The following is a 17765-nucleotide window of genomic DNA, read 5'->3' as shown; positions in this document are numbered from 1 at the left end:
GCTTTTTTTTAAATGTATTCGCTTAAGATGCCTATCAGCGTGTTGGCGTCTTGTTCGCCACTCTGTCGCCAGACCATCTCTCCTTTTTTGTAGATCATGAGCGTAGGAAGTCCCTTAATGCGAAGAGCCTGGGAAAGCTCCTTGTTTTTGTCCACATCAATTTTTATGACTTTTCCCTTATCTCCCAATGCTGCGGCAACATCGCGCAACACAGGGTGCATAGAAGTGGATTGCTCGTTCCATTCTGCATAAAAGTCCAACAAAACAGGGACCTTTAAATCTATGAGTTCACCAAACTTGGACATGTATTCTATAGGTTTGTAGTCAAAAGTAAGAAAAAATGTTAAAGTTTAACATCAAGTAATCGCTTTACAAGCTTGACCTTAGTTAAATTCACGTTAAACCTTCAATATAAAATTTATCTTGATTTCACCTCAGTAATAATGAGGATAAATGGTTCAACCCAGATCAAGAAAGCTTTACCCCTCCTTTTTTCCACTTCGCCCTTTTTATGTCTTCACAAGGTTGAATTGTGGAATAACATTGCTTCAAATTTAAAATTGACACCATGAAAAAAATACTTTTTGTAATGATGCTATTCTCGTTCGCTCTTGGTTTTTCCCAAGAAGACGAACAGTACACCGAAATTTTGGAGAAGCAAATCGAGACCCTCCAATTGACCGGTGAAAAGAAAGATGCCTTTATCGAAATCAGTGACAAGTACTATGAAAAGATCAAGGCCACCCGAGATAGTGAAGGTTCCAAAATGACAAAGTTCAAGGAATTGAAAGCGATCCAGGACAGCAAAAACGAAGAAATGAAAGCGCTTTTGAGCGAAGACGAATTTAAGGCTTTTAAGGAACTCCAACAGGAAAACCGAAGTGCCCTTAAAGACCGCTACAAACAAAAGAGTAAATCATAAAGAGCAACTTTTTCATTCTTAATCCCAGGCTTTCCCGGTCAACTGTTGTGGATTGGGGAAGCCTTTGTACTTTTAAAAAATGAAAATGATCAAAACCGAAAAAAGAGTCCTGTTACTGACCTCAGTTTTGGTGGCCATTGCCTTGAACGTGCACCGGTTGTTCGTGCTCTTGCCAGGTGAGGCGAGGACCATTGGCCTTCCATGGGTGTTCAATGCCCCAGAATTGGCTTACCAGACCTTGTTCCAATTCGGTTTCTGTATTTTTTTTGGTTATCTGAACCTATCTTGGCTCAACTGGAACGGAGAAAGAGGAAGCAACCGCCTCATCAAAAACCTGCTTTCCAACGCAGTATTTTTTGCCGTGCTTTTGGCATTGGGAGTGGCCTCCCAAAAGTTGTTGTTCCAAAACGTGACCAACATAAAACTCTTTCGGTTGGGGTATTTTTTTAGGTTGATCACCAGTTTGTTCCTCATTGCCATTTTGGTCAAGATTGTATTGTTGAACCGTATCCAAAAACGCAAGGAACAGGAAAACGAACAGTTGAAATCCGCCTATTTTGATGCGGAGATCAAAAACCTGCGCGCACAGATCAATCCCCATTTTTTATTCAACGCCTTGAGCAGTCTTTCAGCCTTGGTGAGGGAAAACCCTAGCAAAGCACAGGAATACATCAGTCATTTATCCAAAGTGTTCCGGTATTCGCTTAGCAACCACCAGGAACAATTGATTGGATTGGACAAAGAATTGGAACTCTTGGACTCTAACATCCAATTGTTGAAAATGAGGTTCGAAGAAGCACTTCAGGTCCATATTAATATTCCGAAGACACAGGGCGTCCAATTGCCCCATATGTCGCTTCAACCTTTGTTGGAAAACGCGGTAAAGCACAATTATGTTTCCAAGGAAATGCCCTTGCAAATCGATATTTTTCAGGAAAATGGGACCTTACATTTTAGGAATACCCTGAACGAAGCCAAATACAAGGAACCATCAACAGGTATTGGATTGCTAAACCTAAACGAACGCTACCAAATTTTGATGGGACAATCGATAGAAATAGAAAAGACCGATACCCATTTCACCATAAAACTACCCTTAAATACCTGACCCAATGCCGATAAACATTGCCATAATTGAAGACGAACCGGCCATTGCCAGAAATCTGGAGTTCACCCTGAAAGAACTGGAACCTGAAATTCAGGTGCTGAACAAAATGGACAGTGTAAAAAGCTCAGTGGAATGGTTGCAGGAAAACATGGGCGATTGCCACTTACTGTTTATGGACATTCGGCTAACCGATGGACTTTCGTTCGATATCTTCAAAACCATAAAACCCTCCGTACCGGTCATTTTTATTTCGGCCTATGATCATTATGCCCTGGATGCCTTTAAGGTAAACGGATTGGATTACATCCTAAAACCCTTCGAAAAGGACGAAGTGGCCAATGCCCTTGAAAAATTCAAGGAAACAAGAGGTCATAAATTGAGAGGCAATGATAAGATCCAGGAATTGTTGAACTACCTTCAAACTAATGAGAACAAATCCTTTCGTGAGGCGTACCTGGTACATTATCAAAATAAGTTGATTCCCTTACCCGTGGAAAAAATCCATTGGTTCTTTACGGAGCAGGAGGTGGTTTATGCCCATACGGCAGATGGTAAAAAATACATCATCGACTCTACCTTGGATAAAATCATGACCGAAATCTCCCCAAAACGATTTTATCGGGCCAATCGCCAGTTTATTGTGCAGCGTTGGGCGGTAAGGGACATCGATTTTTACTTCAACGGAAGATTGATCATCAACGTGGAACCCAAACCCCACGAAAAAATTATCGTAAGTAAAGCCAAGGCCCCAGAGTTCAAGAATTGGCTGGATGAATGATCAATCTATGGGTTCCTGAGCCAAAACCACCAGTTCCTTTCGTCTGGGGCTCGTTTCCAAAACGGTGATCATACGCTCGGTTTGATCTTTAGTGAAAGTATTCATACAACCGTCATCCGTATAATCCATGTAATTTTCGGTCATTTCCAATTCGGTGCAGGTCATTTTATCCACCGGACAGCCAAAACTTGGTTCTGCAGACAAGGGAGTATCCAAACAATAATCGTCATAAGTGCAGTCGCCATCTCCCCAAATATGTCGCAACCCTAACCAATGTCCAACTTCATGGGTTGTGGTCCTTCCCAAATCATAAGGAGCGATCAAGGATGGTAAATTGCCCTTTTCACTAGAACCAAAATAGTTATATCCGATTACAATTCCGTCGGTATTGTCCGGGCCATTATCCACATTCAAGCCCAATAATCCAGATTCATCCGGAAACTGCGCATAGCCAAGCAAATCCCTGCTCGCAAATCCTCCAAAATTTACGGTCCAGATGTTGAAATATTTTTTGGGATCCCAAATAGTGAACGGTTTCAAACTGGTTTCAATCGGATTTCTAAAAACTCCCTTGGGCCATTCGGAACGGCCACCGTCCACCCTGTCAATACCGGGTTCTTCCATTGCTGCCCCATTGGGATCTTCAATAGCCAGGAAAAACTCGATCAACGTATCTGAACCCTCTTCATTTTCGTTGAATCCATTTGTCCCAAATCTTCTCCTAAAATCTTCATTGAGCACATCAATTTGCGACTGGATTTGGGCAAAACTGATATTGGCACCAGTGCCGATCGCTTCCCCGTTATGCACCACGTGTACCACAACGGGTATTTTATAAATGGTCTGGTATTGCGTTACATTCCCTTTGAAATCTTCCGAATCGCTAGAACATGCGGAGAGCAACAATAATAAAGATGTGGTTGCAAAAAGTCTTTTCATGGTTGTTGTTTTGTGCCAAAAGTATTTTCAATCCTATATAAAGACGGTATTTGATAGGCCAAGCTGAAAAATTCAAGGTTGAAACAAAACCACCCTCACCTTTGAGGAAAATTTAAGAAAACTCAACGCTAATTTTTTCAGGCTCACCGACTTTGCTCCTATACACCCTTTCATTTTGAACCAACTTCGTCCCAAAAAGAAATCATGGACAACAATTTTCGCACTGGATTTGGGGGTATTGTATTCTTGTTTTTATTGGCTTTGGTGATAGTGGAGATCATTTGGAGTTGGCGCAAGGACAAAAAGGCTTACAACACCAAGGATACCCTGGCCAACTTGGCCATTTTTGCCGGCTTCCAGTTTTCGAAGATCTTTTTCTTCGGATTCCAGTATACCACTATGAATTATATGTCCCAATACTCATGGTTCACCATAGAACATACCCCTCTTGTATTCCTGGTCAGTTTTGTGGCGGTGGATTTTGTTTATTACTGGTACCACAGGTTATCACACAAGATCAAAATATTGTGGGCTTTCCACTTGGTGCACCATTCCAGTCTGTTCATGAACCTTACTGTTTCTTATCGTCTGAATTGGCTCAGCGCCTTGCTCACCCCCTTTGTGGTAGCGCCATTGATCTTCATCGGACTACCTTTTGAGTTTATTGCGGTTTCCTTCGGACTTAACCTGCTCTATCAGTTCTTTCTCCATACCGAAGCCGTGGGCAAGTTGGGTTTTATTGAAGGGATATTGGCCACACCTTCCGCACATCGGGTACACCATGGATCCAATGACGAATACATTGATAAAAACTTTGGCGGTGTGTTCATGCTATGGGACAAATGGTTCGGCACCTATCAACCGGAAACCATAAAACCTACCTATGGAGTAACCACGGGCTTTATCAGCAACAATCCATTGGTATTGGTGTTCAAAGGCTTTGTGGATTATTTCAGGGGTAAAATGGACTACAAGGGATAACAGCAGGCTCACCCCCGGAATTGACAGGTTCACCTTTTTTCTGCCCCCTTGACCCTTGACTTGAAAGTAGTTTAGCCAAAAAAATAACAACAAAAAGAAAATTAATCTTAAACCTTAAAAAATCATGAAACATCTAATCTTACCCAAAACAACAATGAAAAGAAACAACCCCTTTATGCTTGGCTTGGCCATTATGACCTTAACCTTTGCTTCTTGTAGCGATGATGATGACTCCAATGATGGCACCGAAACTTCCATTACAGAGGAAGAAGCTGCCGAAGCCATCGCCATGGCCGTATCCCCAGAATCCGGAGGAATGGTGGAGCAGACCAATCAGGCCATTTACACAATGGAGGAAGATAACTCCGCTTCCGATAAAGCCGAGGATTATGAATGTGGTGTGGAATATGGTTCTTCCTACAACATTTCCGGTCAGTCAGCCAATGTTACCTATAGTGCCAGCTTGACTTGGAGTTGGATCATTGACTGCGGTACAGGAATCATTCCTTCAGCGGCCGATTTTGACCTTACCGGAACTTCCAGTTATGATGGACCGAGGATTTCTTCCGAAGCCAGTACCAGTGCCAGTATCAACATCCAAAACTTGGACGATGCCGAATCCAGCTACGTGGTAAATGAAACATTCACCATGGCAGGGTCACAAGAATCCTTTGTACGCAACGAAAATGCTTTCACCAGCACCATTGAGTTTACCACCACGGATCTTACCATCTTGAAGGCCAACTATAATGTGGCCTCTGGAACAGTTTACGCCAGCTTTGTGGGCAAGGCTTCCAATGGAAATACATACGACTATTCCGGTACTTTGGTATTCACAGGAAACCAGACTGCAACACTAACCATGGGCAGTGGGAACACCTACAATTTGGCTTGGTAGTTTGTACCCATAATTCTAGAAGAAAGCCCCTTAAAAGGGGCTTTTTATGTTTCTTGAGTATTGAAACTATTGTTTGGCGCCAAAATCATCCTCAAAAGAGATTTCTCCTTCGGCATTTTTAAGTTGAACGAATTGAATGGAACCTGTTCCCTCGAAAATGTAGCCAAGCCCCATGATATTGCCCAAATCTTCTTTAAAAAGTTCGTTGTAGGCTTCCTCTCCATTTATAAAAATGGTGGCTTTTTTATCCTTGACCCGTATTTCCAAATCGTTCCAATCATAAAGATCAGCTCCCAATTTGGAGAGGTTGTTGTCCTTCCCCGATTTAAAGATTTCCCCCAATTTGTAACTGGCACCGGTTTCACATCCTTTTCCGACCATCCCTACCGAGAAAATATTCTCTGTGGTGACAAGAATCACATTCATCCAAGGACAATTGGAATCTAGGGCATGGTCTGATCTCAACCTCGTCCGAAACGTAAAGGTATCGGAGGAAACCCCATACTCATCACTATGTGAAATTCGGGACATGAAATGGCGGGATGTATCCACGCCTCTTTTTTTAAGCAGGTCCATAGACAAGTGCAACATACTATCCGCTATAAAGGATTCCCCTTTAAAATCGATGTAACGGTCATCCGCCTCTGTATAATATACGTGTGGCTCCCAACCGTCACTGATGATATGCACCGGTTGGGTGGCGATTACGTCTCCATTGGCAATCAATTTGGCCCTGTGGTAACCACTTTCATGATAAATGGAAGTGTAAACGGATTTCTTGGGATCGATTCTTTCACGCCGAAAAGCATTCCAAGATTGTTGGATAAAAAAGCTATCGGCCTGCACATGGCTCAGATCATAGTTGAAGATAAACGTGTTCGGAACACCTTTGGCCACCGTTTTATTGGCAGTAAACGTAACGGGGCCATCTATTTTTACGGTGCTGGCACCACTTTCTCCAAAGGAAAATGCCAAAACCACTACTAGGACCACCACAATTCCTGCAGCCACATAAAGTGGCGTTTTGCTCCTGGGTGAGTTCTTATCCTCCGTAGCGATCGGTTTTCTGTGTTGAAGCTTGAAGTCCTGCCAGTTTTTATACCCCAATACCTGCACCAGGGCATTCAAGGTGGCCAATTGGGGTTGAGTCTTGTACCCTCCTTTCCACACTCTTTTTAAGGTGGAGAGACTGATGTAATAGCCTGTATGTTCCTCAATATAGGAAGAAAGTTGTTCCAGGTCCTTTTGGGTATGACCGTGCCCATTACCGAAAGAAAATTTCTCCTCCAGCAACTTTTTGCACAGGGCAATATGGTCATTTTCGATGTTCGCCATTTGACATGTCAAGATATCAATAAAAGCTGAAAATGATAAGGAAATTAACTCGTGACCGACTTTTGACCGAGGATTAAACCACTTTTGCTACCCTCAATGATTTTTACTGACCGTAGTTTTGGTATTGAATCAAATCAAAAAACAAAATGAAGCAATTTTCTTTTAGCCCTACTTGGGCAATTATGTTACTTCTGTCCTTTACTATGATGGGGCAATCGAACAAAAAACTGACCGATCCCAATAGCTGGGAGGTACAGAACCGAGACGTCTCCTTTGATATGGGTGTCATCCATTTAAATGATCGCCCCGGTGATGGGGTTCTATGGTTGAAGGATTCCGATTTCCATAATGGCACCATTGAACTGGACATCAAGGGGAAAGACAAAACGCAGGGAAGTTTTGTTGGTTTGGCGTTCAACGGAAAAAACGATTCCATCTTTGATGCCGTCTATTTTAGACCCTTCAATTTTAATGATCCCGAAAAACAAGACCATATGATGCAATACATTGCCTTGCCTCATTTGGACTGGAAAAAATTACGGGAAGAACATCCCGGAAAATACGAGAACACCATCTCCCCTGCTCCGCAGCCTAATGATTGGTTTCATGTTACCCTTAACATCAACTACCCAGAAGTGAAGGTGTATGTGAACCATTCCATGACCCCATCCTTGGTAGTGGAACAAATCAATCTGAGCGGCCATGGAAAAATTGGCCTATGGGTTGGGGAAAGTAGTGAAGGCTGGTTCAAGAACATCTCCATAAAAGAAAACAAAATGAATTCCCTTACCCATATTTTAATGGATGTAGGACATAACCCGGTGTTCTGGAACGACCCAAAATCCATGAGCATGGAAAATGAAAAAATCGGTAGGGTCTATATGATGTCCGAAGAATTGATGAAGACGGCCAACAAGGTCCATGCACAGGTTGATTATGTCTACGGCGAACTCAGTGACGACCTTCTTGCGAACACGGATATCCTGTTCATTCATATCCCCAAGAAACAATACACTGAAAACGAGGTAAGGGCCGTCCATCGTTTTATTGATGGAGGTGGAGGCTTGTTCCTCATCATGGATAGTGATTACTGGTCTTCCTTGAACGACACCAACGTGAATGACATCATCGCTCCATACGGAATCCAATACGGGGATGCCATACCCGACAAACTGCCCGGAGGACACACCGTTAAAAGTGAGGTTACCGACAAACCCTTAAAGATTTCCTATCACGAAGCCAGAAAAGTAATGGGCGGAACCCCATTCTGTTTTGGAGACGAATTAGGAACACAATACCCCTTTGGAACCTATACCAAAACCAAAAAAGGTGGAAAAATAGTAGTGATGGGAGATGCCATGACCGCCCTGTATATGACCAGTTGGCAAGGGGTAGACGACTACCAATGCCAAGATTTCATGCAAGATGTCTTCAATTGGCTCAAATAGCAATTACTTCTATTACTGGAATAGTTTAGAAGCTAAGCCAATCCTTTCTTTTTGAGAGTGATTACGGATATTTCCGGCCAGATACCAAATCGGCCGGGATAACCGATAAATCCAAACCCTCGGTTCACATTGATGAACTGATTTAATTCGCTATAAATGCCTGCCCAGTATTTGTAGCGCCATTTGGCAGGGCTCCATTTTACCCACCCCGGGATTTCAACGCCAAACTGCATGCCGTGGGTATGTCCGCTCAAGGTCAAATGGTAGTGGTAATCATCATGGAGTGCCACATCTTCCCAATGGGAAGGATCATGGCTCAATAATATTTTAAAGTCGTCATGGGCAATGCCTTCTTTGGCCTTTTGCAGGTCGCCAGCTTTTTTAAAGCCACCGCGGCCCCAGTTTTCAACTCCCAACAATGCAATCTTTTGACCATCTTTTTCCAAATAGCGATTGGAGTTCAAGATGAGGTCAAAGCCCATATCCTTCTGCATTGCCTTAAGGTCCTCTAGATTCTGCGCCTTGGCTTCTTCGGTATCCCAAGAGGCATAATCCCCATAATCATGGTTGCCTAAAATGGAAAACACCCCATCCTTGGCACTTAAACGGGCAAAAACATCCTTCCAGGGTTCGAGTTCTTCCGAACGGTTGTTCACAATGTCGCCGGTGAAGAAAATGACATCACTTTGCTGTTCGTTGACAAGATCAACACCATAGGAAACTTTGTTGTAATCATCAAAACTACCACTGTGCACATCCGAAATCTGGGTAATCCGATAGTTGTGGAACGCATCTGGAAGGTCATCAAACTCCAACTCATATTTCAACACCTGATAGTTGTATTTACCTCGATACATACCATACAACATGGCACCGAATGGCAGAGAGGCCAAACCAAGGGCCAACCCGCTTACAAATTTTCTTCGGGAAGGGAAATGGCTTGCATCAGCATTGGACATGCCTGCAATTTTGTTGTATCCGAATCCAATCAAACGAACGATATCTTCCAACAAAAGGAAAAATCCCAACACCAAGGCCAATAGGAAAAAAGCTGCAAATATTCCACCAGCAACGGCTGCCGATCCTTTAAATCCCTCACTTGGCACAAAGGTGATCACCTTTATGGTCAGAAAAATGAGCGCTGCCAAAAACAACACAATATAGGCCCAGTGCATCATTGGACTTTTGAACAACGTCCTAAACGCCTGAAACCCATATACGGCCAACACTACATAAAGGATAGCTAGGATAACAAATCGAGACATACAATCTTTTTTGCAAAATTATGGGTAATGAACTAGAATCTAGGGCTTTTTAGTATTATTTAACGGCTTGTATCATCTTTCGGACGGTTTCCACATTGGTGGAAGCAAAGGTATTCTCTACCAAATGTTTGGTGGAATTCATGCTGATCTTCCCCTGAAGCTCAATAGTGTTTCCAAAGGAAGTCCCAGAACAATGAACGGCCCGTAACCCTATTTGCTTGAATAACAAGACGTTGTTTGGCGACACTCCTCCGCCTGCCATTATGGCTATACTGGTATGTTTCTGCCAAGCTTCCAGAAGATGAAGTCCTTGTTCCGCGGAAGGGAATTGCCCTGAGGTCAAAACCGTATCCACACCCATTTCTTCCAAAACCTTTAAACTTTCCATGGGTTGAGCCGCCCAATCAAAAGCGCGGTGGAAGGTAAAATGCATCGGTTTGGAAAGTTCTACCAAGATTTTGGTCCGTTCCACATCCACCGAAAAATCTTCTTTCAATACCCCAGAAACTATCCCATCCACCCCTAGTTCCTTGCAAGCCAAAATATCGGCCTTCATCACGTCAAATTCGGTATCGGAATAGGTGAAATGTCCACTTCGTGGACGCAACAAAACATGAATGGGAATGGACAAACGTTCCTTAACCAACCGAATGAGTCCCATGGAAGGAGTGATGCCCCCAACCCCAAGTTCGGAGCAGAGCTCGATTCTGTCCGCCCCGGCCTCTTGCGCATTTATAGCGGATTCCAACGAATTGGCACAAACTTCTACGAGCATATTGTTATATTTATCCACCTTAAAAATAAACATCCCCTGCATGAAACGACGCAATTTCCTTAAAAATTCCAGTCTTACCGCTGCAGGCTTGGTTTCCGCATCGGCCATAACCGCCTGTAACACCGAAAACAAACCCGAAGAAATCCCAGCTGTGGCCACAACCCCGGTCGACCCCGTAAAACCAATTGTGGTCTGTACCTGGAACTTTTTAAATGCCACGGATAAGGCCTGGGAAGTATTGAAATCGGGCGGAAGTTCCTTGGATGCCGTGGAACAGGGCGTGATGGTGGAAGAAGCCGATGAGACCAATGAGACCGTGGGCAAGGGTGGCAGACCCGACCGTGATGGCAACGTGACCCTCGATGCCTGCATCATGGACAAGGATGGCAACTGCGGCTCCGTGGTGTACCTGCAGAACATCGTGCATCCCGTTTCCGTGGCCAGAAAGGTGATGGAAGAAACCCCACACATTATTTTGGCAGGAAAAGGCGCTGAGAAATTTGCTTACGAGCAGGGCTTCAAGAAAGAGGACCTATTTACCGAAAGTACCCGAAAACAATACGAGGAATGGTTGAAAACCTCCAAATACGAAACCACCATCAATATAGAAAACCACGACACCATCGGAATGTTGGCCATTGATGCGAACGGCGACCTATCCGGGGCCTGTACCACCAGTGGCATGGCCTACAAAGTGGGTGGCCGTGTAGGTGATTCCCCCATCATCGGCGCAGGTTTGTATGTGGACAACGAAGTGGGCGGCGCCACCGCTACAGGCGTGGGCGAGGAAGTTATCCGTACCGTGGGCAGCTTTTTGATCGTGGAACTGATGCGCCAAGGCAAAAGTCCACAAGAGGCCTGTGAAGAAGGTGTAAAACGCATCATGAAGAAAAATGAAGGCCGAAAGGATTTCCAGATCGGATTTCTGGCCATCAACAAAAATGGGGAAACGGGCGGATACTGTGTTCATCCTGGGTTTACCTATCGCGAATACACTGAGAATGGTCATGTGAACAGGGAAGTGAAAAGCTTTTATAATTAGAAACAAGACCGCTGTGCTTTTAGATATTGGAACGCTTCGCTTCTAGACATTTGAACCAAGATGTCCAGACTATTGATTCTTGAATCTTGGTTCTTGTTTCTTGTTGCTTTCCAACATCAATTCGTACTTTTAATCCCCCACCATTTTTTGCAAATTGTTTATTGACCATTGATACTAGAATAACATGTCCGAACAAAAACGACTCTTTTTACTCGATGCCTACGCTTTAATTTTTCGTGGATATTACGCCCTGATCAAAAACCCGAGGATTAATTCCAAGGGAATGGACACTTCCGCCATCATGGGGTTCATGAATTCCCTTTTGGATGTGATCAAGCGCGAACAACCCGACCATTTGGCCGTGGCCTTCGACAAAGGAGGCAGTGTGGAACGCACCGAATTGTTTGAGGACTATAAGGCCAATCGGGATGAAACCCCGGACGCCATCCGGATTGCTGTGCCCTATATCCAACAAATTTTAAAGGCCATGAAGATTCCCGTGGTGGAACTGCCTGGGTATGAAGCGGACGACCTCATCGGCACCTTGGCCAAACAGGCCGAAAAAGAGGGATACAAAGTATTCATGGTAACGCCCGACAAGGATTTTGGTCAGTTGGTGAGTGAAAACATCTTCATGTACCGTCCCGCACGAATGGGCAACGGTATCGAAATTTGGGGCATCCCCGAAGTGCAAAAACGCTTTGGCGTGCAACGTCCGGAACAGGTTATCGATTACTTGGGAATGATGGGTGATGCCAGTGATAATATTCCCGGGCTGCCCGGTGTGGGCGACAAGACCGCCAAAAAATTCCTGGAGGATTTTGGTTCCCTGGAAGGGCTGTTGAGCAATACCGACAAGCTTTCGGGAAAAATGAAGGAAAAAATAGAGGAAAATGCCGAGTTGGGCAGGTTGTCCCGAAAATTGGCCGAGATCAAAATCGACTGTGATGTGCAATTCCATGCCGAGGACTACGAAATGTGTCCGCCCGATGCCGAAGAAGTGCAAAAAATCTTTGAAGAACTCGAATTCCGACGCTTGAAGGAACAGTTCCTCAAATTGTTTTCTGGTGAAGCAGAACCCGGAGCCCCGGTAACCAGTACCGAAACGGCCAAACAAGAAGCCAAGGTAGCCGGGAGCGGGCAGTTTACCCTTTTCGGAGGCGATCCGGCCGAGGCCGCGGCCACCATCAAGGATGTGAACAGCCGAAAGACCATTGCCGATGTTCCCCACTTCTATCAATCCGTGCAAGGCGGAATGGCCATGGAACTCTTTTTGCAAAACCTGATGAAACAATCTTCTGTTTGTTTTGATACGGAAACCACTTCCATCAATCCGTTGGAAGCAGAACTGGTGGGCATTGCCTTCAGTTGGGCAGCGGGCAAAGGATTTTACGTACCCTTTCCCGAAGGGAAAAACGATGCCATGCCCTTGATTGAAAAGTTGCGTCCTTTCTTTGAATCGGAAACCATCGAGAAAATTGGCCAGAACCTGAAATACGACATCAAAGTGATGCAGAACTATGGCGTGGAAGTGAAGGGGAAACTCTTCGATACCATGTTGGCCCATTACCTCATCAACCCCGACATGCGCCACAACATGGATGTGCTTTCGGAAACCTATCTCAACTACACTCCGATCTCCATCACAGAACTCATCGGTAAAAAGGGCAAGAACCAATTGAACATGCGCCAGGTGCCGTTGGACAAACAGACCGAATATGCGGTAGAAGATGCCGATGTTACTTTTCAGTTGGCGCAACATTTTGGCCCTGAATTGAAAGAAACCGAAACCGATACATTGTTCACGGATATTGAAGTGCCTTTGCTCCGAGTGTTGGCAGACATGGAACGGGAAGGCATCAATCTGGACGAAGCCTATCTGAAAGACCTGTCCAAACAGTTGGATACCGACATTCAGAACTTGGAGAAGAAAATTTACGAACAGGCGGGTGAGGAATTCAATATAGCTTCCCCAAAACAGTTGGGCGATATCCTTTTTGAAAAATTAAAGTTGGTGGACAAGCCCAAAAAGACGAAAACGGGCCAATATTCCACCGCGGAGGATGTGCTTTCCTATATGGCCAAGGAACACGAGATCATTCAAAATGTGTTGGACTACCGTGGCCTCAGCAAATTGAAGAGTACTTATGTGGATGCGCTTCCGAACGAGGTGCAAAAACACAGCGGCAGGGTGCACACGGACTATATGCAAACGGTGGCCGCCACAGGCCGTTTGAGCAGTAACAACCCCAACTTGCAAAATATTCCCATCCGTACGGAGCGGGGAAGACAGGTGCGCAAGGCTTTTATTCCACGGGATGAAAACTACCTGTTGCTTTCTGCGGATTACTCCCAAATAGAATTGCGCATCATTGCGGCTTTGAGCGAAGAGGACACCATGATCTCCGCCTTTAAAAATGGGGAGGACATTCACGCGTCAACCGCATCCAAAGTGTTCAATGTGCCGATTGACCAAGTGACCCGCGAACAGCGTAGCAATGCCAAAACGGTGAACTTCGGGATCATTTACGGGGTGTCAGCCTTTGGGTTGAGCAACCAAACGGATCTGAGTCGCACCGAGGCCAAGGACCTTATCGACACCTATTACAAAACCTATCCGAAGTTGCGCAACTACATCAGTGAGCAGATAGATTTTGCCCGCGATCACGGTTATGTGCAAACCGTTTTGGGCCGAAGAAGGTATTTAAAGGACATCAACGCGGGCAACCAAGTGGTTCGCGGGGCGGCGGAACGCAACGCGGTGAACGCCCCCATTCAGGGAAGTGCGGCGGACATCATCAAGATTGCGATGATCAACATCCACAATAAACTTTCCGAAGGAAAATACAAGACCAAGATGTTGTTGCAGGTACACGATGAATTGGTGTTCGATTGCTATAAACCCGAACTGGAGGACATGAAAAAACTCATCAAGACCGAAATGGAACATGCCTATACCCTAGCGGTGCCCTTGGAAGTGGAAGTGGGTGTGGGCGAGAATTGGTTGGAGGCGCATTGATTTTAACCTAAACAAAAATCTCAATTAAAATTACCACATGACCAACATCTTCCTCAGAGCAAAACACTGGCAGTTATTCATGCCCATGATTGGGATTCCATTGCTTTCCCAGATTTATATGTATGCAAAAATCTGGATAATTGAATCAACTCCAGTTGTTGTGGAAAGCAATGAAGGATTTACACAAGTCTTGGAAGAAAAATTCATTCAGTTTGACTGGTATCCGTTTATATTGCTGTTGTTTTCATTGCTATTATTTGGTTGGTTATGGGCATTGGGCATTGGATTACAGAAATGGTTGCCAGCCGAGATAAAAATGAAAACGGTTCGGTTCAAGATATTCTTCTTTATCCCTTTGGTTTACATTTTATTTATCATCAACTCCATGTCAGGAATTTTCACTGGCAATGGGAATGTATTCTTTAAAAATTTGGGAACGATTGTCGCAGTTATTGTACCACTGCACCTTTTTTCCATGTTTTGCATTTTTCACACTATCTATTTTGCAGCAAAAACCATAAAAACAGTGGAATTAAAAAGAAAAGTAGGGTTTGGGGATTTTATAGGTGAATTTTTTCTTTTGTGGTTTTATTTTATTGGAATCTGGGTAATTCAACCTAAGGTGAACAACTTGTATAAAAAATACAATCAAACATTCAATTAAGCAGTCTCTATAAAATCGGCCTAACCAATCTAAAATCATGTATTATCTTTATTTTATTCCCTGAACTTTAATCAGAATTGGGAAACTAATGAATGAAACCCTCCAAAACCATACTTCCCATCATCGTGGTATCACAGTTTTGCTGCACCTCGCTTTGGTTTGCAGGGAATGGGGTCATGCATGACCTCATCGTGAATTTTGGTTTGGCCGAAAGCGCTTTGGGCCATTTAACCTCTGCGGTACAATTTGGTTTTATTTTGGGCACTTTGATTTTTGCTGTGCTGTCCATTGCAGATAGGTTCTCCCCTTCCAAAGTGTTTTTATGCTGCGCCTTATTGGGCGCCATTTTCAATTTGGGCACCATTTGGGAAGGCAATAGCTTGGGCAGCATTCTGACCTTTCGATTTTTTACGGGTTTTTTCCTTGCCGGGATCTATCCCGTAGGGATGAAAATTGCAGCCGATTACTTTGAAAGAGGTCTTGGTAAATCGTTGGGCTATTTGGTCGGCGCCTTGGTGGTGGGCACTGCTTTTCCCCATTTGTTAAGGGACATGACTACGGCATTTCCTTGGAAATATGTATTGATCGGCACTTCCTCCTTAGCCGTATTGGGCGGTGTTTTAATGGTAGGTCTGGTCCCCGATGGCCCGTACCGAAAACCAGGTCAAAAAATCTATTTATCCGCTTTTCTACAAGTGTTCAAAAATCCTAATTTCCGTTCCGCGGCTTTCGGATACTTCGGCCACATGTGGGAACTGTACGCCTTTTGGGCCTTTGTTCCTGTAATGCTAAAAACGTACAGTATCATCCATCCCGATGTTGCCTTCAACATACCCTTGCTATCCTTCCTCATCATTGCAACAGGAGGTTTGGCCTGCGTTTTGGGAGGATATTTGGCCCAAGCGTTGGGCACCAAACGGGTCGCCTTTTTGGCATTGATGCTTTCTTGTGGCTGTTGTTTAGTTTCTCCCATGGTTTTTGCCCAAGGCGAAGCAATTCTTTTTGTGGCATTCCTGCTCTTTTGGGGCATGGTGGTCATCGCCGACTCCCCCTTGTTTTCCACGTTGGTGGCCCAAAATGCCCAACCCGAAATAAAAGGAACCGCACTCACCATTGTAAATTGTATCGGTTTTGCCATCACCATAGTCAGCATCCAATTACTTACTGGAATAAAGGGAGTGACTGCATCCAATTCCGTTTATATGCTTTTGGCCCTGGGACCCATTTTGGGTTTGATGGTTTTATCGAAAAAAAAGCCAACAAAGTGGTATCTTTAATGTACCGCGATTTGGAGCCTGATTAAGGCTAAATTGAATAATACCGTGATTAAAATGAAAAAACTTTCATTCAAGGAAGCTGCAATTAAAATTCTTAGAGATGCAGATGAACCTCTTTCTGCGAAAGAGATAACTCAAATAGCCTTGGCTGAAGAATTGATAGAAACATCTGGAGCTACTCCCGAAGCCACAATGGCTGCTCAACTATATACAGATTCCGGTAAATTCAAAAAAGTTGGCAAAGGGCTTTTTGCTCTTAAAAAACAAACCGAGTCTGCTAAATCACCCCTTTTAGCAATCCAAAATCAAAACAACCTTGTAAAAGACAAGTTGATCGAAAAAATTCAATCAATGGATCCTTTTCAATTTGAATTCTTGGTTGCCGAATTACTCAGAAAAATTGGTTATGAAAATGTAGAAGTAACAAAACGTAGCGGAGATAAAGGAATTGATGTTATCGGGAATTTAACAGTTGGAGGTTTGACCAATGTAAAAACCGTGATACAGGTAAAGCGATACAAAACAGGCAACAATTTATCTGGTAAATATATTACCCAATTAAGAGGAAGTGCTGAAGTCGACCAACGTGGATTGATCATCACCACTTCAGACTTCACCAAAGATGCTCAAAACGAAGCAAAAGCTATTAACAAAATGCCTGTTGCCTTAGTAAATGGTCAAAAATTGATTGATCTTTTGTTCCAATATAAAGTTGGGGTAAAAGAAGATATAGTAAAGGTATACTCAATTGATTCAGAGCTATTTGATGTTGAATTGAGTGATTCAACACTTAGAAGTGGAGAAAATAAAAGTCGTTCAATTTGGCCCTTGCCAGGAGGCATAAATTCTTATGTAGAAACTTTAAACCTTCTTTTAGATAGAATAATTGAAAGGAAAAGTACCAAGGAAGATTTAGTTGATTGGTTCGTGAACACTTTTGAAAATGTCTCCTCTAGAAAAACAGCCTATGGGTATTTAAATGTTCCCAAAAATATGGGATTAATTGATTTTGAAAATGGAACTTGTTTTTTGACAGAAGCTGGCACTCAATATAGAGTCGACAAAAATTTGGAATTTCTATTTAAAACAATTTCCTTGAATATTTTAGCATTTGAAGAAGTTTATCAATTTCTTTTAAACAGTTCTGAACCTAAAACAGATCAAGAAGTACTTGAATATGTTAATGAAAATTTTGATGTTCAATGGAGTACCCTTGCCCAAGTTAATTTCAGATTGCTTTGGTTAATTAATATTGGAAAGGTTGTAAAAACAGATAATGGATATCATGGTAAATAAATTCAATTTTCAAAACGA

The 17765-nt window shown here is 43.5% G+C and carries 15 protein-coding genes; 10 read left to right on the top strand and 5 right to left on the bottom strand.

Annotation, left to right across the window (positions count from 1 at the left end):
• Nucleotides 1-8: 8 nt before the first annotated feature.
• On the bottom strand, nucleotides 9-305 hold the full coding sequence (locus LKX84_RS09815) for a thioredoxin family protein (RefSeq protein WP_228236992.1): 297 nt from the start codon (nucleotides 303-305) through the stop codon (nucleotides 9-11).
• Between the two features lie 263 nt (nucleotides 306-568).
• Between LKX84_RS09815 and LKX84_RS09810 the strand changes: the two genes are divergently transcribed.
• From LKX84_RS09810 to LKX84_RS09800, 3 genes are all read left to right on the top strand, one after another.
• A complete protein-coding gene (locus LKX84_RS09810; RefSeq protein WP_228236991.1) occupies nucleotides 569-922 on the top strand; it encodes a hypothetical protein in 354 nt (117 codons plus the stop codon).
• An 85-nt stretch (nucleotides 923-1007) separates the two neighbouring features.
• On the top strand, nucleotides 1008-2030 hold the full coding sequence (locus LKX84_RS09805) for a sensor histidine kinase (protein ID WP_228236990.1): 1023 nt from the start codon (nucleotides 1008-1010) through the stop codon (nucleotides 2028-2030).
• 4 nt (nucleotides 2031-2034) lie between these two features.
• Nucleotides 2035-2808: a LytR/AlgR family response regulator transcription factor gene (locus LKX84_RS09800; protein WP_228236989.1), complete on the top strand. Its 774-nt coding sequence runs from the start codon at nucleotides 2035-2037 to the stop codon at nucleotides 2806-2808.
• Here the strand turns inward: LKX84_RS09800 and LKX84_RS09795 are convergent, their stop codons facing one another.
• Nucleotides 2809-3747 carry a zinc metalloprotease gene (locus LKX84_RS09795; protein WP_228236988.1) on the bottom strand — a complete coding sequence of 313 codons (939 nt, stop codon included), beginning with the start codon at nucleotides 3745-3747 and terminating at the stop codon, nucleotides 2809-2811.
• A gap of 204 nt (nucleotides 3748-3951) precedes the next feature.
• On the opposite strand from LKX84_RS09795, the gene LKX84_RS09790 reads away from it, so the two are divergent.
• Both LKX84_RS09790 and LKX84_RS09785 read left to right on the top strand, forming a co-directional pair.
• A complete protein-coding gene (locus LKX84_RS09790) occupies nucleotides 3952-4728 on the top strand; it encodes a sterol desaturase family protein (RefSeq protein WP_228236987.1) in 777 nt (258 codons plus the stop codon).
• A 154-nt stretch (nucleotides 4729-4882) separates the two neighbouring features.
• Nucleotides 4883-5626 (top strand): hypothetical protein, encoded by a 744-nt coding sequence (locus LKX84_RS09785; RefSeq protein WP_228236986.1) that lies wholly within the window; start codon nucleotides 4883-4885, stop codon nucleotides 5624-5626.
• Between the two features lie 66 nt (nucleotides 5627-5692).
• On the opposite strand, the gene LKX84_RS09780 is transcribed toward LKX84_RS09785, so the two are convergent.
• Nucleotides 5693-6961, bottom strand: a complete 1269-nt coding sequence (locus tag LKX84_RS09780) for a hypothetical protein (RefSeq protein ID WP_228236985.1) — start codon at nucleotides 6959-6961, stop codon at nucleotides 5693-5695.
• Nucleotides 6962-7107: 146 nt separating this feature from the next.
• Between LKX84_RS09780 and LKX84_RS09775 the strand changes: the two genes are divergently transcribed.
• Complete coding sequence (locus tag LKX84_RS09775) at nucleotides 7108-8409, top strand: family 16 glycoside hydrolase (protein ID WP_228236984.1); 1302 nt, start codon at nucleotides 7108-7110, stop codon at nucleotides 8407-8409.
• Between the two features lie 32 nt (nucleotides 8410-8441).
• On the opposite strand, the gene LKX84_RS09770 is transcribed toward LKX84_RS09775, so the two are convergent.
• Both LKX84_RS09770 and LKX84_RS09765 read right to left on the bottom strand, forming a co-directional pair.
• Nucleotides 8442-9674, bottom strand: coding sequence for a metallophosphoesterase (locus LKX84_RS09770; RefSeq protein ID WP_228236983.1), 1233 nt, complete (start codon nucleotides 9672-9674; stop codon nucleotides 8442-8444).
• Between the two features lie 55 nt (nucleotides 9675-9729).
• A complete protein-coding gene (locus LKX84_RS09765) occupies nucleotides 9730-10449 on the bottom strand; it encodes a copper homeostasis protein CutC (RefSeq protein ID WP_228236982.1) in 720 nt (239 codons plus the stop codon).
• Nucleotides 10450-10489: 40 nt separating this feature from the next.
• Between LKX84_RS09765 and LKX84_RS09760 the strand changes: the two genes are divergently transcribed.
• The 4 genes from LKX84_RS09760 to LKX84_RS09745 all read left to right on the top strand — a co-directional run bounded on the left by LKX84_RS09760 (nucleotide 10490) and on the right by LKX84_RS09745 (nucleotide 17747).
• Nucleotides 10490-11491: an isoaspartyl peptidase/L-asparaginase family protein gene (locus LKX84_RS09760; protein ID WP_228236981.1), complete on the top strand. Its 1002-nt coding sequence runs from the start codon at nucleotides 10490-10492 to the stop codon at nucleotides 11489-11491.
• A gap of 184 nt (nucleotides 11492-11675) precedes the next feature.
• Nucleotides 11676-14510: a DNA polymerase I gene (gene polA, locus LKX84_RS09755; protein WP_228236980.1), complete on the top strand. Its 2835-nt coding sequence runs from the start codon at nucleotides 11676-11678 to the stop codon at nucleotides 14508-14510.
• A 756-nt stretch (nucleotides 14511-15266) separates the two neighbouring features.
• Nucleotides 15267-16451, top strand: a complete 1185-nt coding sequence (locus LKX84_RS09750; protein WP_228236979.1) for an MFS transporter — start codon at nucleotides 15267-15269, stop codon at nucleotides 16449-16451.
• Between the two features lie 54 nt (nucleotides 16452-16505).
• Nucleotides 16506-17747, top strand: coding sequence for a restriction endonuclease (locus tag LKX84_RS09745; RefSeq protein WP_228236978.1), 1242 nt, complete (start codon nucleotides 16506-16508; stop codon nucleotides 17745-17747).
• The last annotated feature ends 18 nt before the right edge of the window (nucleotides 17748-17765 follow it).

The organism is Allomuricauda sp. M10 (assembly GCF_020782875.1).
Taxonomy (GTDB): Bacteria; Bacteroidota; Bacteroidia; order Flavobacteriales; family Flavobacteriaceae; genus Flagellimonas.
This window is presented reverse-complemented; position numbering and strand designations above follow the sequence as displayed.